We start from the raw sequence: 17069 nt of genomic DNA, 5'->3' as shown, positions 1-17069 counted from the left end.
TGGAAGGGCCGGGCCGGTCGGCGGCGCGAACTGTCCGGCCCGCCGGGGCGTCGAACCGTCCCGTCGACGGCATCGACTTGCCCGGACCGCCGCCGGCCGGTGGGCGGCTCGCCTAGGCTCGGGATCGGGACGCGCTCCGGGCCCGCCGCCGGGCCGCCGAGGGCGCACCCGCGCCGCAGGCCGCTGGGGCGTCCCCGCGCCGCAGGCCGTCGGGGACCGCGCGAGCCGGCCCGGGCCGCGCGTCGGGAGCGGAGCCGCCGTCGGGGATGCGGAGGACGCCGGGTGGACGAGGCGACGTTCGCGGCACCCCTGTGGGCCTGGGCGGCGGTGGGCGCGGTCATCGCCGTCATGCTCGCCGTGGACCTGCTCTCCCACCGCGACAACCACGTCATCGAGCTGCGCGAGGCGCTGCTGTGGAGCGGCGTCTGGATCACCGCGGGGCTCACCTTCGGCCTGGTCGTCTGGCTGTGGCGGGGCAGCGAGCCGGCCGTGGCGTACTTCTCCGGCTACCTGCTGGAGAAGGCGCTCTCCGTCGACAACGTCTTCGTCTTCGCGCTGCTGTTCGGGTACTTCCGGGTGCCGGCCGCGTACCAGCACAAGGTGCTCTTCTGGGGGGTCGTCGGTGCGCTCGCGTTCCGGCTGGCCTTCATCTTCGTCGGTGCCGGGCTGCTGGCGCGGCTTACCTGGGCCGGCGTTGTGCTCGGCGCCTTCCTCATCTGGACGGGGTGGCGGCTCGCGGTACGCGGCGAGCCGGACGTCGACCCCGACCGCAACGTCGTGGTGCGGGCGTTCCGGCGGCTGGTGCCCACGGAGCCGGGCTACCACGGCGGCCGGTTCACCGTCCGGGTCGACGGCCGGCGCAGGGCCACCCTGCTGCTGGTGGCGTTGGTCGCGATCGAGGCCACCGACGTGGTCTTCGCGATCGACTCGGTGGCGGCGATCCTGGCCATCACCACCGACACGTTCCTCGTCTGGACGGCGACCGCGTTCGCCGTGCTCGGCCTGCGCAGCCTCTACTTCTGCCTGGCGGGGCTGCTGCGGCACTTCGGCCACCTGCGGTACGGGCTGGCCTTCCTGCTGGCCTTCGCCGGGGCGAAGCTGATCCTGGCCGAGACACCGGTCGGGAAGCTGCCGGTCTGGTCGACCCTCGCGGTGGTGGTGCTGACGCTGTCGGTCGCGATCGGGTGGAGCATGGTCGACGCCCGTCGGGAACGGCGCCGGCGCGCGGGCGGGTGACCCGTCGCGGTGGGGCCGCGGCGGTCAGGCCGGGTGCACGACCGGGTCGGCGAGCTGGGCGGAGAGCACGGCGGGCGCTTCGGCGAGCGACGGGCCGTACCAGGTCAGGTGCCTGCCGGAGAGCAGGGCGCAGGGGATGCCGGGGAACGCCTCCGGCCCGTCGTCGGCGGTGAAGCGGTACGGCTCGTCGGGCAGCACCACCAGCTCCGGCGCGCGGGCGCGCAGCGCGTCGAGGCTCGGCCGGGGATAGCGCTCGACGTCGTCGGCGTACGCGTTGGTGACGCCGAGCCGGCGCAGCACGTCACCGGCGAAGGTGTCGGCGCCCAGCACCACCCACGGTCGCCGCCAGACCGGCACCACCGCCCGGCGGGACGGCCGGGCGGTGGGCAGCTCGGCCCACGCCCCGCGGGCCCCGGCGAGCCACTCCGGTTCGGCCGGGGCTCCCAGGTCGCGGAGCAGGTCCCCCAGCTCGGTCAGCGCCTCGTCGACGGTACGCGGATAGGTCACCCGTACCGGCACGCCGGCGGCGGTCAGCGCGTCGGCGTCCTCCCGGCGGTTCTCCTCGACGTTGAGCAGGACCAGGTCGGGGCGCAGCGCGCGCACCCGGTCCAGGTCCGGGTACTTGCTCCCGCCGACCCGCGCCACGTCCAGCCCGGCCGGGTGGGTGCACCAGTCGGTGGCGCCGACCAGCAGACCCGGCAGGGTCAGGGCGACGGCCTCGGTCAGCGACGGCACCAGCGAAACGACCCGCACCCCGCGTACCTCCCCGGTCCCGTGCGCCGACCACCGGCGTACCGGTCGATCATGCCCCGACCCGGGGCGGGGGTGGCCGCCCGGGCGTGCCTTGCGGCGTCTCTACAACGTTGTAATACTCGGCTGGTCCCGTCAGGAGGTTCGATGAGGTCCCACTCCACCGCGCCCGCGCCGCGCACCGACCAGCCCGTCGCCCCCGTCGAGGACGAGGAGGTTCCCCTGGCGGCGCTCGGCGACCTCTACCGGGACGGCATCACCACCTGCCGGGGCGCCTTCGCCGTGGACTGGGTGGACCGGGTCGGCGAGGACGTCGAGGCCGCCTTCCGGGAGGCCCGCTCCCGCCCCGACGGCGCGGTCGGCCGCGGCCCGCAGCGGTGGTACGTGGAGATCCACCCCGAGCAGCTGCGCGGCTTCGTCGACCTGGTGACCCACCCGTGGGTGGTCTCGGTGTGCCGGGCCGTGCTCGGGCCCGACTACCAGATCGTCGAGCTCGGTTTCGACATCCCGTTTCCCGGCGCGGCCATGCAGCCGTGGCACCGGGACTTCCCGATGCCGGAGGACACCCGCCGGCAGCGGCGGCTGACCTCGCTGGCCTTCAACCTGACCACGGTGGACACCGTGGAGGAGATGGGTCCGTTCGAGATCGCCCCGGGCACCCAGTGGGACGACGGACGCGACTTCGACCACCAGATGTTCCCGCCCAGGGAGCGCCACCCCCGCTACGCGCAACGGGCCGTCCGCAAGTATCCGCGGCGCGGCGACATCTCCGCCCGGTCCGCGCTGACCGTCCACCGCGGCACGCCGAACGTCTCCACCCTGTCCCGCCCGGTGCTGGTGCTCGGCGTCGACGCGCCGGGAGCGGGCAACGCCGCGCACCACGACATGGCGGTCACCCGGGAGTACTGGGCGGGCCTGCCCGAGCAGGTGCGCGCCCACCTGCCCTGCCCGGTGGTCGACGCCCTGACGCCGATCCGGCAGAAACACACCATCGAGGGCCTGGTGATGGGCGCGGAGTGACAGTCGGCTCGCGCCGGACCTAGCCGGCGTCGCGGCGCAGCCACCGCGGCCGGGTCAGCGCGTACTCCACCTCGCCGTGCTCCGCGCCGTCGATCAGCTCCGGCCAGTCCCCGACGTACGTTCGCACGAGCCGTAGCCCGGACTTCTCCATCACCCGACGCGACGCGGCGTTGACGGACATCGTGTTCGCCGTGACCCGCTGCACGCCGAGCGCGGTGAAGCCCTCGTCGATCAGCGCCCGGCAGCCCTCGGTGGCGAGGCCGACGCCCCAGGCGGACCGGCGCAACCGGTAGCCCAGCTCCACCTCGCGGGCGTCGCCGTCGCGGGTCGGGCGGAACTCGAACCAGCCCAGGAAGTCGCCCGAGCCCCGGCCCAGCGCCGCCCACCACCCGAGTCCCGGCGGGCGCCGGTAGTGGGCGAGGATCCGGGGCAGGACCCGCTCCCGGACCGCCTCCGGCGGGGTGGGGCGCCCGCCGGTGAGGTACCGCATCACCTCGGGGTCGCCGTCCAGCTCGACTAGCAGGTCGGCGTCGTCGGCGGTGAACTCGCGCAGCACCAGCCGCTCGGTGCCCAGGAAGACGCTCACCCGCCCATCCCACCGGCGCGGGCGGGCGACCTCAAGCGAATTGCGGGCCGACGGCCCGAGGGGCACCACCGGCGCGCCGGTCATGATCGACCGCCTAGACTCGCCCCGGCCGACGCGTCGGCCTCGGTCGGCGGGACGGACGGATCAGGCGGATGACGAGCACCGGTGGTGGGGGCGGCTCCTGGTTGCGTGCGGTCGCCGGGGACGGTGGGCGCGGCCCGCTGCTCGCCCGGGGCGGCCAGCTCGTGCACGGTCCCCGCCGGCTCGGCGAACTGGTGCAGGGGCGTCCGCCGGGCGTCACCGGCAGCCAGTGGAGCACGGCCAGCCGGGAGGGCTACGACCTCGTCGTCTGCGCCGCCGACACGGGCCGGCCGGTCTTCGCCGTCGAGGTCGGCCCCGTCGCGGCCCCCGGCTCCGCCGCGCAGCGGGCCGAGCGGCTGAAGAACGCGGTCGCCGAGGCGGTCGGCCTGGCGGTGCTGCGAATCGGGTCGCCGACGCTGCGGGCCGAGGAGCACGGGCGCCGGATCGTGGCGTACGTGATCGACGCGCGCGCGTACGCGGCCCTCGGTGCGGGGGAGCCCGACGACACGGGGGTGCCCCCGATCGGCTTCCGCGACATCCTCGGTCGGCTGCCCGACGGGCGGACCGGGCACGTCAACGACCTCGGCGCCCTGGCCCGGGCCGCCGCCGTCGAGGCGTACGTGTCGCGGCGGCTGGCCGACCCGATCGTGCGGGGGCTGCACGTGCACTGGACGGGCGGGCCCGCCGAAGGATGGAGCTGGGTACGGGTGCGTCCCGACGCCTGCCTGGTGGAGCGGGTGACGGTGCACCTGCAGCGCGTCTCCGCCGGGGTGGATCCGGGGCGGCTGGCCGAGGACCTGGCGGCGGTGGCCGTCGGGGAGCGGCTGCGCGCGCTGGACGCCGCCGAGGCGGTCCTGACGCCCTGGGACGAGTTGCTCGCCGAGATCCGGGGGCTGGAGTCCCGGCACGACGAGATGACGGGCGGCTTCGCGTTCGCCCACCTCTGCGCGGACTGACCCGCCCTTCTCCACTGCGCCACCGGTCGCCGACCCGGCACACGTCACCGCTCACCGGCCCGGCACACGTCACCGGTCGACGCCCGGGCCCCGTCCGGATTCCCTGAATCGCGTTGAACCTTCGCGCCGGCCGTCCCGTACTCCTGCGGGAACGGACAGGATCCCCCGACCGCGCCGCGCGGCGCGGAAGACGGTGCGGAAAGGGCATCGTCGGTCATCGACGTGCCACCGGTTCGCCGCGACGGTCCCCGTCGGGTGCGCCCCTCAATTCCGTCGGTCCGCCGAGGTCTCAGATCAACCACCGGATCGCGAAGGAGAGCAATTCGATGCGCAGGTCCACACGGGCGCGCCGGTCATCCGGTAGCGCGCGGAGCAAGCGACTGCTGGCCGTCGTCGGCACGCTCGCGGTCTTCGGCGGGATCGTCGCCGTGACCCAGATCTCGGCGGCCGAGGACCGGCGGCCGACCGGCACCCGACCGGCCTCCGCCGCCTGCGTGGAGCCGAGCCCGGGCGCGACCGCGCCGAGCGGGCGGGGCACCAGCCGGACCTGGCAGGACGGCCGGTGGGTGCGCAACCACTGGGGGGACGGGCAGCAGTCGGTCGCCGAGTGCGAGCAGACGCGGGGCGGCGGCGCCGACAACGGCGGCTCGGCCGTGGCCTGCCCGGACGTGTCCAGCCGGCTGCCGCGGGTGCCCGACCGCGCCCGCGCCGAGGTCGACCGGAACCTGAACCTGCTGCAGACCCAGATCGCCGAGGCGGACCGGCGGCTGGCCGCCGAGGGCCGGCGGGGCGAGGAGTTCGTCCGCACCTCGATCCTCCAGCCGCTGGCCGGCAAGCGCCGGGCGACGCTGGAGCGGATCACCATCGCGATCGACCGGGTGGGCCCCCGGCCGCAGGGCCTGGCCCGGCTCGCCGAGTGCCAGGTGGCGCCGACCGGCGGCAACAACGGCGGTGGCAACAACGGTGGCGGCAATGGTGGGCCCGGTGCCGGGCTGGGAGTGATCGCGAACGACTGCGAGGACAGCCGGTTGCAGCCGCACGACGGTTTCCAGAACGGCAACCGCTGCGTCAGCACCGCGTTCGGCGAGGTGGGTCCCGCGGCCGACAATCCGTCGCTGCTGATCACCGAGTTCCCCGACCGGGTCGGGGCGAACCAGCCGTTCACCCTCCGGGTCTCCACCCGCAACCTCGTACGGGACCGCTTCCTGGCCGCCGGGCAGGGCGGGTACTACGTGGAGAGCTCGCTGCTCAACGAGCAGGGACTGGTGCGGGGCCACTTCCACACCGCCTGCCGGATGCTGGGCAGTCTCCGGCAGCCGCCGCAGCCGCAGGAGGTGCCGGCGTTCTTCGTCGCCACCGAGGACAGCCGTGGTGGCGCCGAGCCCGACGACGTGACCATCCAGATCCCCGGGCTGCCCGGATCCGGCACCGCCCAGTGCGCGGTCTGGGCCGGCGACGGCTCGCACCGGGTGCCGATGATGGAGCGGGCCAACCAGACGCCCGCCTTCGACGTGGTGCGCATCCAGGTCGGCTGACGACCGCCGCGGGGCCGTCCGGGCGCACCCCGGCGGCCCTGCGGCGGCGCGTTCACGCCAGCGCCGCGGCCTCGCGCGGGGCGGCGGGCGCCGCGGCGGCCCGCAGGGCGGTGATCCGCCGGGCCCGGGGCCGCACCGCCAGGAGATTGCCGGCGGCCACCAGCAGGGCCAGCCCGAACAGCCCCAGCCAGAGGACGTCGGTGGAGAACCGGGCGGCGACCAGGCCGCCCAGCGTCGGCCCGGCGAAGCTGGCGAAGGCGTGACCGAGCGAGTAGACGCCCTGGTAGCGGCCGCGCTGGGCGGCCGGCGCCAGGTCGGCGGTCAGCGCCGAGTTCGACGGGGTCATCAGCATCTCGCCGAGCGTCCAGACGCCCACCGTCAGCGCGTAGAACCAGACGGCGTCGGCCAGCGCGGTCAGGGCGAAGCCGGCGCCGATCACCACGACGGCCACGGCGACGGTGCGGGACCGGTCGAAGCGGCCGATCAGGCGGGGCACGAAGAGCTGCCCCAGCACGATCATCAGGCCGTTGACCGCGATGACCGGTCCGAAGGCCGACGCCGGCAGCCCGTCGGCCTGCAACGCCACCGGCAGCATCGCGCTGCTCTCGATGCAGAGCCAGGCCAACCCGGTGAGGGCCGTGAAGGTCAGGAAGACCCGGTCCCGCAGCACGGTGCCGAGCCCGCCGGAGTCGACGCGGGCGACCTGCGCGACGGTCACCGGGGCGGGGCGCGACTCGGGCACGGTCAGGCCGATCAGCGCGGCGGTGCCGAGCAGCACCGCCGCGTTGATCGCGAACAGCAGCAGCGGCTCGACCCGGACCAGCAGGCCGGCCACGGTCGCGGCGACGGCGAACCCGATGTTGATCGCCCAGTAGTTCAGCGTCAGCGCGCGCAGGCGGTCCCGTTCGCCCACCACGTCGATGACGGTCGCCGTGAAGGCCGGCCGGGCGACGCCCAGGCAGAGCCCGAGCAGCAGGGTGAGGGCCGCGATCGCCACGGGGTGCCCGCTCAGGCCCAGCGCCAGCGCCGCCGCCGCGGCGGCCACGTTTCCGGTCAGCATGGCGGGCCGCCGCCCCCACCGGTCCGCGACGATCCCGCCGAGCACGCCACCGGCCGCGCTGCCGGCTCCGTGCAACCCGATCACGATCCCGGCGTACGCGGGACTGAGGCCGCGTACCGACACCAGGTAGACGCCGAGGTAGATGGCGACGAAGCTGCCCAGCCGGTTGATCAGCGTGGCCGACCATAGGTACCAGAAGACGCGGGGCAACCCCCCGGCCGTCTGGCTCCACCATCGCGTCATCCGCCACCCCCGAGATCCGCGTCGGTAATGCTCGACAAAGCTGTCGCTCATTACACTCGGGAAGTGTGGCGTCCCGGCTGCGTGCCGGGGTGATCGTGGCGACGATCACGCTCGCCGGGCCGGTGAACGGGCCGTTGTCGGCCGATCCGAAGCGACCCGGCGACCCGCCGATGGTCGAAGTGCAATCGCGGCGGGCCGGGAATGGGCCCGCTGGCGGGCGCGGGTCGTGCGAATGGATCGCCGTGGGAAAAGACCGGCGGGGCCGCGCTGATTCCTCAGCGTGACCCCGCACCAGCCCGAGCGTGAGCCCGGCGCCGGTCAGCGGTTCTTGTACGCCTCCACGACCTCGACCGGGATGCGGCCGCGCTCGGAAATCTTGTAGCCGTTCTTGGTGGCCCATTCCCGGATGGCCCGGTTCTGCTCGCGGTCCATTCCCGAGCCGCCCGGCGTGCCTGCCCGCCGGGGCGCCCGCCCGGTGTCGGCGGTTCCGCGACCGATCCGCCGGCCAGCGTTGATGTAAGGGTCGAGGGCCTTGCGCAGCACGCCCGCGTTCTCGTCGGATACGTCGATGGTGTAGGCCACGCCGTCCAGACTGAACTCGACGGTCCGGTCGGCCTTTCCACCGTCGAGGTCGTCGGTCAGGACCGTGATTACTTTTCTCGCCATCGTCAATTACTCCCTGTGTGGGGCGGGGTGTGGTCAAAGTTTGACGTATCCCACGGCTAATCCGCAACAATGCGCGTCGTCCTCATTTCGGCGCGTCGCGTTATCGCGGGAAAACGGCTCGGCGCAAAGCCCGGGGTCAGTCGCCGAGCAGACCGGCGTGACCGGCGAGCGCCGCCGCCTCGGCGCGGGTGGAGACCCGCAACTTCCGCAGCAGCGCGGCGGTCATCCGCTTCACGGTGCGTTCCGAGACGTGCATCCGTTCGGCGATCTCGACGGTGCTGCGGCCCGCCGCTATGGCCTTGAGCATCGCCCGTTCCTCGTCGTCCAGATCGACCGGGGTCGCCCGGCCGGTACGCAGCAACGCACGGAGCAGGTGCCCCGGCAGCACCGCCCAGCCGTCGAGGACGGCCAGTAGCGGGGGCAGCAGTTCCTCCGGCTCGGCGGTCTTGGGCAGGAAGGCCTCGGCGCCGGCGCGCAGCGCCTCCAGGGCGGGAGCCGGGTCCTCCGCGCCCGACATGGCCACCACCCGCACCCGAGGCGTGGTGCGCCGGATCGCCGCCACGGCCCGGATCCCGCCCGGGGGCGGCATGTGCAGGTCGACCAGCGCCAGGTCGGGCAGGCAGCGGCTGACCAGCGAGGCGGCGGCCGACGCGTCGCCGGTGGAGCCCACCACCTCCGCCCGCCCGTCGGTCGTGGCCGGCAGCAGCAGTTCCAGCCCGCGGACGAACAGCGGGTGGTCGTCCACGACGGCCAACCGGACGGCGGGGGGAGCGGGCATGCCTGGTCCGTTCCCGAGCGGGTACCGATCATGCGGCCGAACGAGGGAGGTCGGGCGGATGCGCGGACGGCGCGGGGGGCGGGGACCGTTGCGACTGCTCCCGTGGGCAGGGCCCGAACCCGGTCCGGCCGACCCGGCGGCCCTGGACACCGACCCGGAACTGCTGCTGCGCGTGCTCTGCCACGAGTTCCGCACCCCGGTGAGCGCCCTCACCTCGCTCACCCGGGCGCTCGCCGACGAGAGGCTCCCGCTCACCGGCGACGACCGGCGCGCCATCACGGCACTGGCCCACGAGCAGGCCGTACACCTGCAGGGCCTGCTGCGGGACGCCGCCGCCGGCACCGGGGCCCTCGCGCCGGCGGCGGACCCGGCGGCGCCGTTGGCGCAGGTCCTGCGCGGTGCGGCGGCCCTCGTGCCCCCGCACCGGCGGCTGACCGGGGTGACGCGGCGGGCCGGGGGCTGCCCGGTGCCGCGGCGGCGGACCCGGCAGGTGGTGACCAACCTGGTGGAGAACGCGCTGCGGCACGGTCCGACCGAGGGCCGCGTCGGCATCCACGCCGCGCTCGGCCGCTCCGGTCTGCGCATCGTCGTCACCGACGAGGGGCGGGTCGACCCGACCCTCGTCGAGGCGCTGCGCCGGCCCGCTCCCGCCGCCGGGGCCTCCGGGCTGGGGCTGTGGATCGTCCGGCGGCTGCTCGCCGCCGACGGCGGACGGCTGCGCCTGCACCGGCTGCGACCGCGCGGGGTGGCCCTCGAGGTGGTGCTGCCCGCGTTCCCCGCGACAGGTTGACCCCGTCGGGCCGCCGGTTGGCCCGATAGGGCCGGCCGTCGCGGGAACCGCCCCGGTGACAGCCCGACCGGCACCGAGGAGGACACGTGTTCAGCCACATGAAGGATCTGCAGTTCGAGGCCAAGCCGGACGGCCCGGACGCCGCGTTCGCCCGCCGGCTCCAGGAGATCCTGGGCGGCAAGTGGGGCGAGATGACCGTCGCCAACCAGTACCTCTACCAGGGCTGGAACTGCCGCCTGCCCGGCAAGTACAAGGACCTCTTCCTCGACGTCGGCACCGAGGAGATGGGCCACGTCGAGATGATCGCCACGATGATCACCCGGCTGCTGGAGAACGCGCCGCTGTCGTTGCAGGAGGCCGCCGCCGACAACCCGATGGTGGGCGCGATCTACGGCGGGTCGAACCCGGCGCACTTCATCCACGGCGGCGGCGGAGCGCTGCCGACCGACAGCAACGGCGTGCCCTGGAACGGCGCCTTCATCACCGCCAGCGGCAACCTGATGGCCGACTTCCAGCTCAACGTCACCGCCGAGGCGCAGGGCCGGCTCCAGGTGGCCCGGCTGTTCAACATGACCGACGACCCCGGGGTCAAGAACATGCTGCGCTTCCTGCTGGCCCGCGACACCATGCACCAGAACATGTGGATGGCGGCCATCGAGCAGCTCAAGGAGGACGGCCTGGAGGAGATGCCGGTGCCCGACGCGTTCCCGGACTCCAAGGAGTTCACCGAGCAGTTCAGCTACACGTACCTGGACTTCTCGCCCGGCACGGACGCGTCGGAGGGGCGCTGGGCGTCCGGGCCGGCGCCCGACGGCAAGGGCGAGTTCCGCTACGACCACAGCCCGCGCGCGCACGCGCCCGAGCCGGTCCTGCCGCCCGGCGACCCGCGGCTCTACGGCACGAACCCGGGCCTCGCCAAGGGCGCCGTCAACAAGGTCAAGAGCAAGCTCACCTGACGCCGTCGCGCCGGGTCGTCCGCGAGCGGCGGACGGCCCGGCGGCACCGTACCGGAGGAGGTGTGCCGTGACCGAACTCGTGCTCCGCCCGCTCGCGGACGCGTTCATGCAGGTGGGTGTCTACGTCGCCGTCATGGTGGCGCTCTTCGGCTGGCTGCGCTGGCGCCACGGCGACCGGGTCACCGACGGGCTCACCAGCCGGCCCCGGCTCGGTCCGCTGGTCGGCGCCCTGCTGGGCGTCAGCCCCGGCTGCGGCGGGGCGATCATCCTGATGCCGCTCTACGCCCGGGGGAAGGTCTCCTTCGGCACCGTGGTCGCGGCCCTGGCGGCCACCATGGGGGACTCGTCGTGGGTGGTGCTCGCCTGGAACCCCGTGTTCGCCCTCAAGATCCACGCGCTGCTCTTCGCGGTCGGCCTGGTGACCGGGTACGTCGTCGACGCGCTCGGCATCGACCCGGCCCGCGCGGTCAACCACCGGGTCGCCGCCGCGCCCGCGCCGGCCGGCCTGGCCGCCGCGGGCGGGCCGGACCTGGCCGGCTCGCGGCGGCTGCTCGGCGGGCTGCTGCCCCGCGTGCCGGCGTCCACGGCGTTCTGGGGGCTGACCACGCCGGCGTTCGCGGTGTCGGTGCCGGTGGTCTTCCAACTGGTCGACCCGGGCGCGCTGACCCGATCCTTCGGGGGCGTCGACCCGTACCTGGCGCTGGGGGTGCTCGGCACGCTCACCGCGGCGCTGATCTTCGCCGGAGGGCGGGGGAAGCTGGCCGACGACAGCCTGGAGACCGCGCAGCCCCGCTCGTTGCGGGAGACGTTGCGGCACAGCGCGCACGAGGCGTCCTTCGTCACCGTCTGGGTGGCCGTCGCGTACCTGGGCTGGCAGGTGGTGACCACCACGACGGGCTTCGACGGCTCCCAGCTCGCCCTCACCGGGCTCGTCGGCGTGCTGGTCGGCGCCGGCATCGGCCTCATCCCCGGGTGCGCGGTGCAGATCGTCTTCACCGGCCTGTACGTCAGCGGCGGCCTGCCGCTGCCCACCCTGGTCGCCAACGCGATCAGCCAGGACGGCGACGCGCTGATCCCGCTCGCCGCGCTGCGCCGGCACTCGGCGGCGCTCGCCACCGTCGTCACCACCGTGCCGGCGGCAGCCGTCGGCGCCGCCCTGCTCGTCCTGCTCTGATCCCGTACGGAGGGGAGATCCCGATGTCCGTCGCGATCCCGATCGCCCGCACCCGTCGCAAGCTCCTCGCCTTCGCCGTGCTGACCGGCGTCGCCGCGGTGGCCGGCCTGCCGGGCTGGACCGTCGCCGCGCTGGCGCTGACCTGCCTGGCGATCCCGCTCGCCGTGGCGGCCGCCGGGGGCACCGGCCTGGCGCGCGAGCTGCTGCGCCCGCAGCGCCGTCCCGGGGGCGAAGGTGGTCTGGGTCACAGCCCGGAACAAGGGGAACGATTTGTTACTTGAGTTGGACACGCTCAACTCAACGCGATAGCAGGTGTTCGATGGCAACTCTCCCGGTACTTCCCCTGACCGACGCCGTGCTCCTGCCCGGCATGGTCATCCCGGTGACCCTCGACCCGACCACCCAGGCCGCCGTCGACGCGGCCCGCGCCACCGGCGACCACAAGCTGCTCGCCGTGCCCCGCCTCGACGGCGAGTACGGCCCCGTCGGCGCGGTTGCCACCATCGAGAAGGTCGGCCGGCTGCCCAGCGGCGAACCGGCCGCCGTCATCCGCGGCCTGTCCCGCGCCCGGATCGGCTCCGGCGTACCCGGGCCCGGCGCCGCCCTCTGGGTCGAGGCGACCGAACTCGACGAACCCGCCCCCGCCGGCCGCGCCCGCGAACTCGGCCGCGAGTACCGCGCCCTCATGACGTCCGTGCTCCAGCAGCGCGGCGCCTGGCAGGTCATCGACGCCATCGAGCGGATGGCCGACCTCTCCGAGCTGGCCGACTCGGCCGGCTACGTCTCCTGGCTCAGCCTCGCCCAGAAGACCGAGCTGCTCGCCGCGCCGGACGTCACCGCCCGGCTGGAACTGCTCGTCGGCTGGGTGAAGGACCACCTGGCCGAGCAGGAGATCGCCGAGCAGATCAGCACCGACGTCCGCGAAGGGCTGGAGAAGTCCCAGCGGGAGTTCCTGCTCCGCCAGCAGCTCTCCGCCATCCGCAAGGAGCTCGGCGAGGACGAGCCGGACGGCTCCGCCGACTACCGGGCCCGCGTGGAGACCGCCGACCTGCCCGACAAGGTCCGCGAGGCGGCGCTGCGCGAGGTCGGCAAGCTGGAACGCGCCAGCGACGCCTCCCCGGAGGCCGGCTGGATCCGGACCTGGCTCGACACGGTGCTGGAGATGCCGTGGGGCACCCGTACCGAGGACGACACCGACCTGGCCGCAGCCCGCGCCGTGCTCGACGCCGACCACGCCGGCCTGGCCGACGTGAAGGACCGCGTCCTGGAGTACCTCGCCGTGCGCAACCGGCGGGCCGAGCGCAACCTCGGCGTCGTCGGCGGCCGGGGCTCCGGCGCGGTGCTCGCCCTCGCCGGCCCGCCCGGCGTCGGCAAGACCAGCCTCGGCGAGTCGATCGCCCGCGCGCTCGGCCGCAACTTCGTCCGCGTCTCGCTCGGCGGCGTCCGCGACGAGGCCGAGATCCGCGGCCACCGGCGCACCTACGTCGGCGCGCTGCCCGGCCGGATCGTGCGCGCCCTGCGCGAGGCCGGCTCGATGAACCCGGTCGTGCTCCTCGACGAGGTCGACAAGCTCGCCGCCGGCTACTCCGGCGACCCGGCCGCCGCCCTGCTGGAGGTGCTCGACCCGGCACAGAACCACACCTTCCGCGACCACTACCTCGAGGTCGACCTCGACCTGTCCGACGTGCTCTTCCTGGCCACCGCCAACGTGGTGGAGGCCATCCCCGGCCCGCTGCTGGACCGGATGGAGCTGGTCACCCTCGACGGCTACACGGAGGAGGAGAAGGTCGCCATCGCCCGCGACCACCTGCTGCCCCGGCAGCGGGAACGGGCCGGGCTCACCGCCGAGGAGGTCGGCGTCGCCGACGACGCCCTCGCCCGGATCGCGGGCGAGTACACCCGCGAGGCCGGCGTACGGCAGCTCGAACGGGCGCTCGCGAAGATCCTGCGCAAGGTCGCGGTGGCCCTGGCGACCGACCCGGCGCCGGTCCGCGTCGACACCGGCAACCTCGCCACCTACCTCGGGCGGCCGAAGTTCACCCCGGAATCGGCGGAGCGGACGGCGGTGCCCGGCGTGGCCACCGGCCTGGCCGTCACCGGCGCGGGCGGCGACGTGCTCTTCATCGAGGCCACCAGCATGGAGGGCGAGCCGGGGCTGACCCTGACCGGCCAGCTCGGCGACGTGATGAAGGAGTCGGCGCACATCGCGCTGTCGTACCTGCGCTCCAACGGGCGCCGGCTGGGGCTGGACCCGAACGCGCTGGCCGGACGGCGGATCCACCTGCACGTGCCGGCGGGCGCGGTGCCCAAGGACGGCCCCAGCGCCGGCATCACCATGGTCACCGCCCTGGCGTCGCTGGCCAGCGGCCGGCCGGTGCGGCCCGAGTTCGGGATGACCGGCGAGGTGACCCTCTCCGGCCGGGTGCTGCCCATCGGCGGGGTGAAGCAGAAGCTGCTCGCCGCCCACCGGGCCGGCCTGACCGAGGTGATCATCCCGGCCCGCAACGAGCCGGACCTCGACGACCTGCCCGCCGAGGTCCGGGAGGCGCTGACCGTGCACACCCTGGCCGACGTCGCCGACGTGCTCGCCCTGGCGCTGCGCCCGGCCGACGCCGACACCCGCCCCGACCCGGCGCTCGCCGCCGCCTGAGGCGTCGAGGAAGGGGCCCCCGCCACGCGGCAGGGGCCCCTTCCTTCGTCCAGGGCGCGGGAAGGGGAAGGCCCCTGCCCACACCGTCCTAGCGGCGGTCGCGCCGGTCGAAGTCCCGGTCGCGGCGCTCGCGCCGGTCGGCCCCGTCGAAGCGGCGCTCGCCGCCGCCGTCGCCGTCACGGTCCCGGCGTACGGTCGCCTTGCGGCCCTTGATGGTGCTGCCACGCAGCCCGGCGATCACCTCGTCGGCGATGCTCTGGGGCACCTCCACCAGCGAGAACCGGTCGGCGATCTCGATCGAGCCGATGTCCCGGCCGCTGACTCCGGTCTCGCCGGTGATCGCGCCCACCAGGTCCTGCGGGCGGACCCCGGCGCGCCGGCCCAGCCCGATGAAGACCTGGGTGGTGCCGCCGGTGCGGGGCCGGGCACCGCCCCGGCGCTCGCCCCGGCCACCGGCCTCCGGCCGCCCCTCACGCGGGCCCCGGACGGGGACCTGGGGGATCTCCTCCTCGTCGTCCGAGCCCGGCGACGTCGCCTCGTGCGCCAGCTTCACCGCCGCGAGGGCCACCTCCACCAGGTCGAACTCGTCGGTCAACGACTCGACGATCGCCCGGTACGGGTCGAGGTCGTCCTCCAGCAGGCTCTCCCGCAGGGCGCCCTGGGTCAGCTCCAACCGCCGGGTGCGCATGTCCGCCACCGTCGGGATCTTGTCGATGGCGATGCGCTGGCCGGTGACCCGCTCGATGGTCTTGAGCATCCGGTGCTCGCGCGGCTCGGCGAGGGTGATCGCCACGCCCTCCCGCCCGGCCCGGCCGACCCGGCCGATGCGGTGCACGTACGACTCGGGGGCCGACGGGACGTCGTAGTTGACCACGTGGGTGAGCTGCTCGACGTCCAGGCCGCGGGCGGCCACGTCGGTGGCCACCAGCAGGTCCGCGGTGCCCGTGCGCAGCCGGCCCATCACCCGGTCGCGCTGCTCCTGGCTCATCCCGCCGTGCAGCGCCTCGGCCCGGTAGCCCCGGCCGTTCATGGTCTCGGTGAGCCGGTCGACCTCCTCGCGGCTGCGGCAGAAGACGATCGCCGCCGTGGGGGACTCGACGTCCAGCACCCGGCCCAGCGCCGCCGGCTTGTGCGCCCGGGCAACGATGTACGCGCTCTGCCGCACCCGGGGCGCCTCGCCGGCCACCGGCTGCTCGCGGGCGATGAGGATGCGTACCGGGTCGGTCAGGTGCTTGCGGGCCAGCCCGTCGATGCGCGCCGGCATCGTCGCCGAGAAGAGCACCGTCTGGCGCTGCTCCGGCGCGTGCTCCAGGATCGCCTCGATGTCCTCGGCGAAGCCCATGTCGAGCATCTCGTCGGCCTCGTCGAGCACCACCGTGGCCAGCGAGCCCAGGTCGAGCGTGCCCCGGGCGATGTGGTCCAGCGCGCGGCCCGGGGTGGCGACCACGACGTCGACCCCGAGGTCCAGGGCGCGCAGCTGCCGGCCGATCGGCTGCCCGCCGTAGATCGGCAGCACCCGCGCGCCCAGGTCCTTGCCGTAGCGGTGGAACGCCTCGGAGACCTGCACCGCGAGCTCGCGGGTGGGCACCAGCACGAGCGCCACCGGGGCGCCGCCGGGCCGGTCGTCGGGCATCCGCTGCAACAGCGGCAGCGCGAAGGCGGCCGTCTTGCCCGTACCCGTCGCGGCCTGGCCCAGCAGGTCCCGACCGGCCAGCAGGGGTGGGATGGCCTCCCGCTGGATCGGAGTGGGCTCCTCGTAGCCCAGGGCGGTCAGCGCGCCCAGCAGCTCGGCGCGTAGTCCGAGGTCCGCGAAGGGGCTCGTGTCGTCGAGGGCGTCGGGGCCGGGCTCGGTGGGCGGGTCGTGCCGTACGGGTGCGGAACTCATGCCGTCAAGCTTTTCATCACCGCCGCGACGCCGTTTCGCCGACCGGCACAACGAGCACCCGCGCGGGTCCGGCGGGCGCCCGTCGCCGTGCTCCGGCGGGCTAGCCTGGCGGCGTGCGTACGGTCGAACTGGTCTGCTCGCCCGACCTGGAGGCCGCCGTGCGCGGCGCCTGGGAGCGGCTGGCCGCGGTGGGGCTGCCCAGCCTGGCCCGCAACGCCCATCCGACGAACCGGCCGCACCTGACCCTCGCCGCGGTCGACGAGTTCCCGCCCGGCGCGCAGCGGCGGCTGGCCGACCTGTTCGACGCGGGGCTGCCGCTGCCCGTGCGGCTGGACCGGATCGCGGTGCTCGACGGCAGCGCCCCGCTGGTGTGGCTGGTGCACCCGTCGCCGGAGCTGACCGCCCTGCACGCGTCGGTCTGGGACGTCCTCGCCGGGGCCCCGGGGCAGCGTCCCTGGCACGCGCCGGGGCACTGGCGTCCGCACCTGAGCCTGGCGCTGCGCTTCCGCGACGCCGATCGCCGGCTGGCCCGCGCGGTGGCGGGCGTCGACCGCCCCGACGGGGCCTTCGTCGCCGGGCGCAGCTACGACGGGCAGAGCCGGACGGTCAGCCCGCTCGGCGGCGCCGGCCGCCGCACGTGACCGGCGGGGGAGCCGCCCCGGCCCCGCCGCCGGCCCGCCGCACGTGACCGCCAGGCGTGCCG

General features: G+C 74.9%; 16 protein-coding genes. 10 read left to right on the top strand and 6 right to left on the bottom strand.

The window, feature by feature from the left end; genetic code table 11:
* Positions 1-282: 282 nt before the first annotated feature.
* Entirely contained in the window at positions 283-1236 is a 954-nt protein-coding gene (locus tag F6X68_RS07315; protein ID WP_151453533.1) for a TerC family protein, read from the top strand.
* A 24-nt stretch (positions 1237-1260) separates the two neighbouring features.
* On the opposite strand, the gene F6X68_RS07310 is transcribed toward F6X68_RS07315, so the two are convergent.
* Entirely contained in the window at positions 1261-1989 is a 729-nt protein-coding gene (locus F6X68_RS07310; RefSeq protein WP_151453532.1) for a helical backbone metal receptor, read from the bottom strand.
* Positions 1990-2133: 144 nt separating this feature from the next.
* Here F6X68_RS07310 and F6X68_RS07305 point away from each other — a divergent pair, with 144 nt between their 5' ends.
* Positions 2134-3006, top strand: coding sequence for a phytanoyl-CoA dioxygenase family protein (locus tag F6X68_RS07305; protein WP_151453531.1), 873 nt, complete (start codon positions 2134-2136; stop codon positions 3004-3006).
* A 19-nt stretch (positions 3007-3025) separates the two neighbouring features.
* Here the strand turns inward: F6X68_RS07305 and F6X68_RS07300 are convergent, their stop codons facing one another.
* The gene (locus F6X68_RS07300; RefSeq protein ID WP_151453530.1) at positions 3026-3592 is read right to left on the bottom strand and encodes a GNAT family N-acetyltransferase; all 567 of its coding nucleotides are present in this window, start codon (positions 3590-3592) and stop codon (positions 3026-3028) included.
* A 152-nt stretch (positions 3593-3744) separates the two neighbouring features.
* Here F6X68_RS07300 and F6X68_RS07295 point away from each other — a divergent pair, with 152 nt between their 5' ends.
* Together F6X68_RS07295 and F6X68_RS07290 are read left to right on the top strand one after the other, a co-directional pair.
* A complete protein-coding gene (locus tag F6X68_RS07295) occupies positions 3745-4629 on the top strand; it encodes a hypothetical protein (RefSeq protein ID WP_151453529.1) in 885 nt (294 codons plus the stop codon).
* 326 nt (positions 4630-4955) lie between these two features.
* Positions 4956-6164, top strand: a complete 1209-nt coding sequence (locus tag F6X68_RS07290) for a hypothetical protein (protein WP_151453528.1) — start codon at positions 4956-4958, stop codon at positions 6162-6164.
* Between the two features lie 52 nt (positions 6165-6216).
* On the opposite strand, the gene F6X68_RS07285 is transcribed toward F6X68_RS07290, so the two are convergent.
* The 3 genes from F6X68_RS07285 to F6X68_RS07275 form a co-directional block, all read right to left on the bottom strand.
* Entirely contained in the window at positions 6217-7467 is a 1251-nt protein-coding gene (locus tag F6X68_RS07285; RefSeq protein WP_192581310.1) for an MFS transporter, read from the bottom strand.
* A 318-nt stretch (positions 7468-7785) separates the two neighbouring features.
* Positions 7786-8133 carry an Lsr2 family protein gene (locus F6X68_RS07280; RefSeq protein ID WP_132234604.1) on the bottom strand — a complete coding sequence of 116 codons (348 nt, stop codon included), beginning with the start codon at positions 8131-8133 and terminating at the stop codon, positions 7786-7788.
* A gap of 136 nt (positions 8134-8269) precedes the next feature.
* Positions 8270-8911 carry a response regulator transcription factor gene (locus F6X68_RS07275; protein WP_151453526.1) on the bottom strand — a complete coding sequence of 214 codons (642 nt, stop codon included), beginning with the start codon at positions 8909-8911 and terminating at the stop codon, positions 8270-8272.
* Between the two features lie 88 nt (positions 8912-8999).
* Between F6X68_RS07275 and F6X68_RS07270 the strand changes: the two genes are divergently transcribed.
* The 5 genes from F6X68_RS07270 to lon all read left to right on the top strand — a co-directional run bounded on the left by F6X68_RS07270 (position 9000) and on the right by lon (position 14481).
* Complete coding sequence (locus F6X68_RS07270; protein ID WP_151453525.1) at positions 9000-9701, top strand: sensor histidine kinase KdpD; 702 nt, start codon at positions 9000-9002, stop codon at positions 9699-9701.
* A gap of 86 nt (positions 9702-9787) precedes the next feature.
* On the top strand, positions 9788-10657 hold the full coding sequence (locus F6X68_RS07265) for a manganese catalase family protein (RefSeq protein ID WP_151453524.1): 870 nt from the start codon (positions 9788-9790) through the stop codon (positions 10655-10657).
* Positions 10658-10724: 67 nt separating this feature from the next.
* A complete protein-coding gene (locus F6X68_RS07260) occupies positions 10725-11831 on the top strand; it encodes a putative manganese transporter (RefSeq protein WP_151453523.1) in 1107 nt (368 codons plus the stop codon).
* Between the two features lie 23 nt (positions 11832-11854).
* Positions 11855-12112 carry a hypothetical protein gene (locus F6X68_RS07255; protein ID WP_151453522.1) on the top strand — a complete coding sequence of 86 codons (258 nt, stop codon included), beginning with the start codon at positions 11855-11857 and terminating at the stop codon, positions 12110-12112.
* A gap of 38 nt (positions 12113-12150) precedes the next feature.
* Positions 12151-14481, top strand: a complete 2331-nt coding sequence (lon, locus tag F6X68_RS07250) for an endopeptidase La (RefSeq protein WP_151453521.1) — start codon at positions 12151-12153, stop codon at positions 14479-14481.
* Between the two features lie 88 nt (positions 14482-14569).
* Here lon and F6X68_RS07245 read toward each other — a convergent pair whose 3' ends face one another.
* Positions 14570-16366 (bottom strand): DEAD/DEAH box helicase, encoded by a 1797-nt coding sequence (locus F6X68_RS07245; RefSeq protein ID WP_151453520.1) that lies wholly within the window; start codon positions 16364-16366, stop codon positions 14570-14572.
* Between the two features lie 113 nt (positions 16367-16479).
* Here F6X68_RS07245 and F6X68_RS07240 point away from each other — a divergent pair, with 113 nt between their 5' ends.
* Positions 16480-17007, top strand: a complete 528-nt coding sequence (locus F6X68_RS07240; protein WP_151453519.1) for a 2'-5' RNA ligase family protein — start codon at positions 16480-16482, stop codon at positions 17005-17007.
* The last annotated feature ends 62 nt before the right edge of the window (positions 17008-17069 follow it).

The organism is Micromonospora sp. AMSO12t (assembly GCF_008806585.1).
Taxonomy (GTDB): domain Bacteria; phylum Actinomycetota; class Actinomycetes; order Mycobacteriales; family Micromonosporaceae; genus Micromonospora; species Micromonospora reichwaldensis.
This window is presented reverse-complemented; position numbering and strand designations above follow the sequence as displayed.

Coding starts and splice junctions, on each gene's coding strand:
- F6X68_RS07305 (WP_151453531.1), top strand. CDS start 2,134: ATGAGGTCCCACTCCACCGCGCCCGCGCCGCGCACCGACCAGCCCGTC.
- F6X68_RS07295 (WP_151453529.1), top strand. CDS start 3,745: ATGACGAGCACCGGTGGTGGGGGCGGCTCCTGGTTGCGTGCGGTCGCC.
- F6X68_RS07290 (WP_151453528.1), top strand. CDS start 4,956: ATGCGCAGGTCCACACGGGCGCGCCGGTCATCCGGTAGCGCGCGGAGC.
- F6X68_RS07285 (WP_192581310.1), bottom strand. CDS start 7,467: ATGACGCGATGGTGGAGCCAGACGGCCGGGGGGTTGCCCCGCGTCTTC.
- F6X68_RS07280 (WP_132234604.1), bottom strand. CDS start 8,133: ATGGCGAGAAAAGTAATCACGGTCCTGACCGACGACCTCGACGGTGGA.
- F6X68_RS07275 (WP_151453526.1), bottom strand. CDS start 8,911: ATGCCCGCTCCCCCCGCCGTCCGGTTGGCCGTCGTGGACGACCACCCG.
- F6X68_RS07255 (WP_151453522.1), top strand. CDS start 11,855: ATGTCCGTCGCGATCCCGATCGCCCGCACCCGTCGCAAGCTCCTCGCC.
- lon (WP_151453521.1), top strand. CDS start 12,151: ATGGCAACTCTCCCGGTACTTCCCCTGACCGACGCCGTGCTCCTGCCC.
- F6X68_RS07245 (WP_151453520.1), bottom strand. CDS start 16,366: ATGAGTTCCGCACCCGTACGGCACGACCCGCCCACCGAGCCCGGCCCC.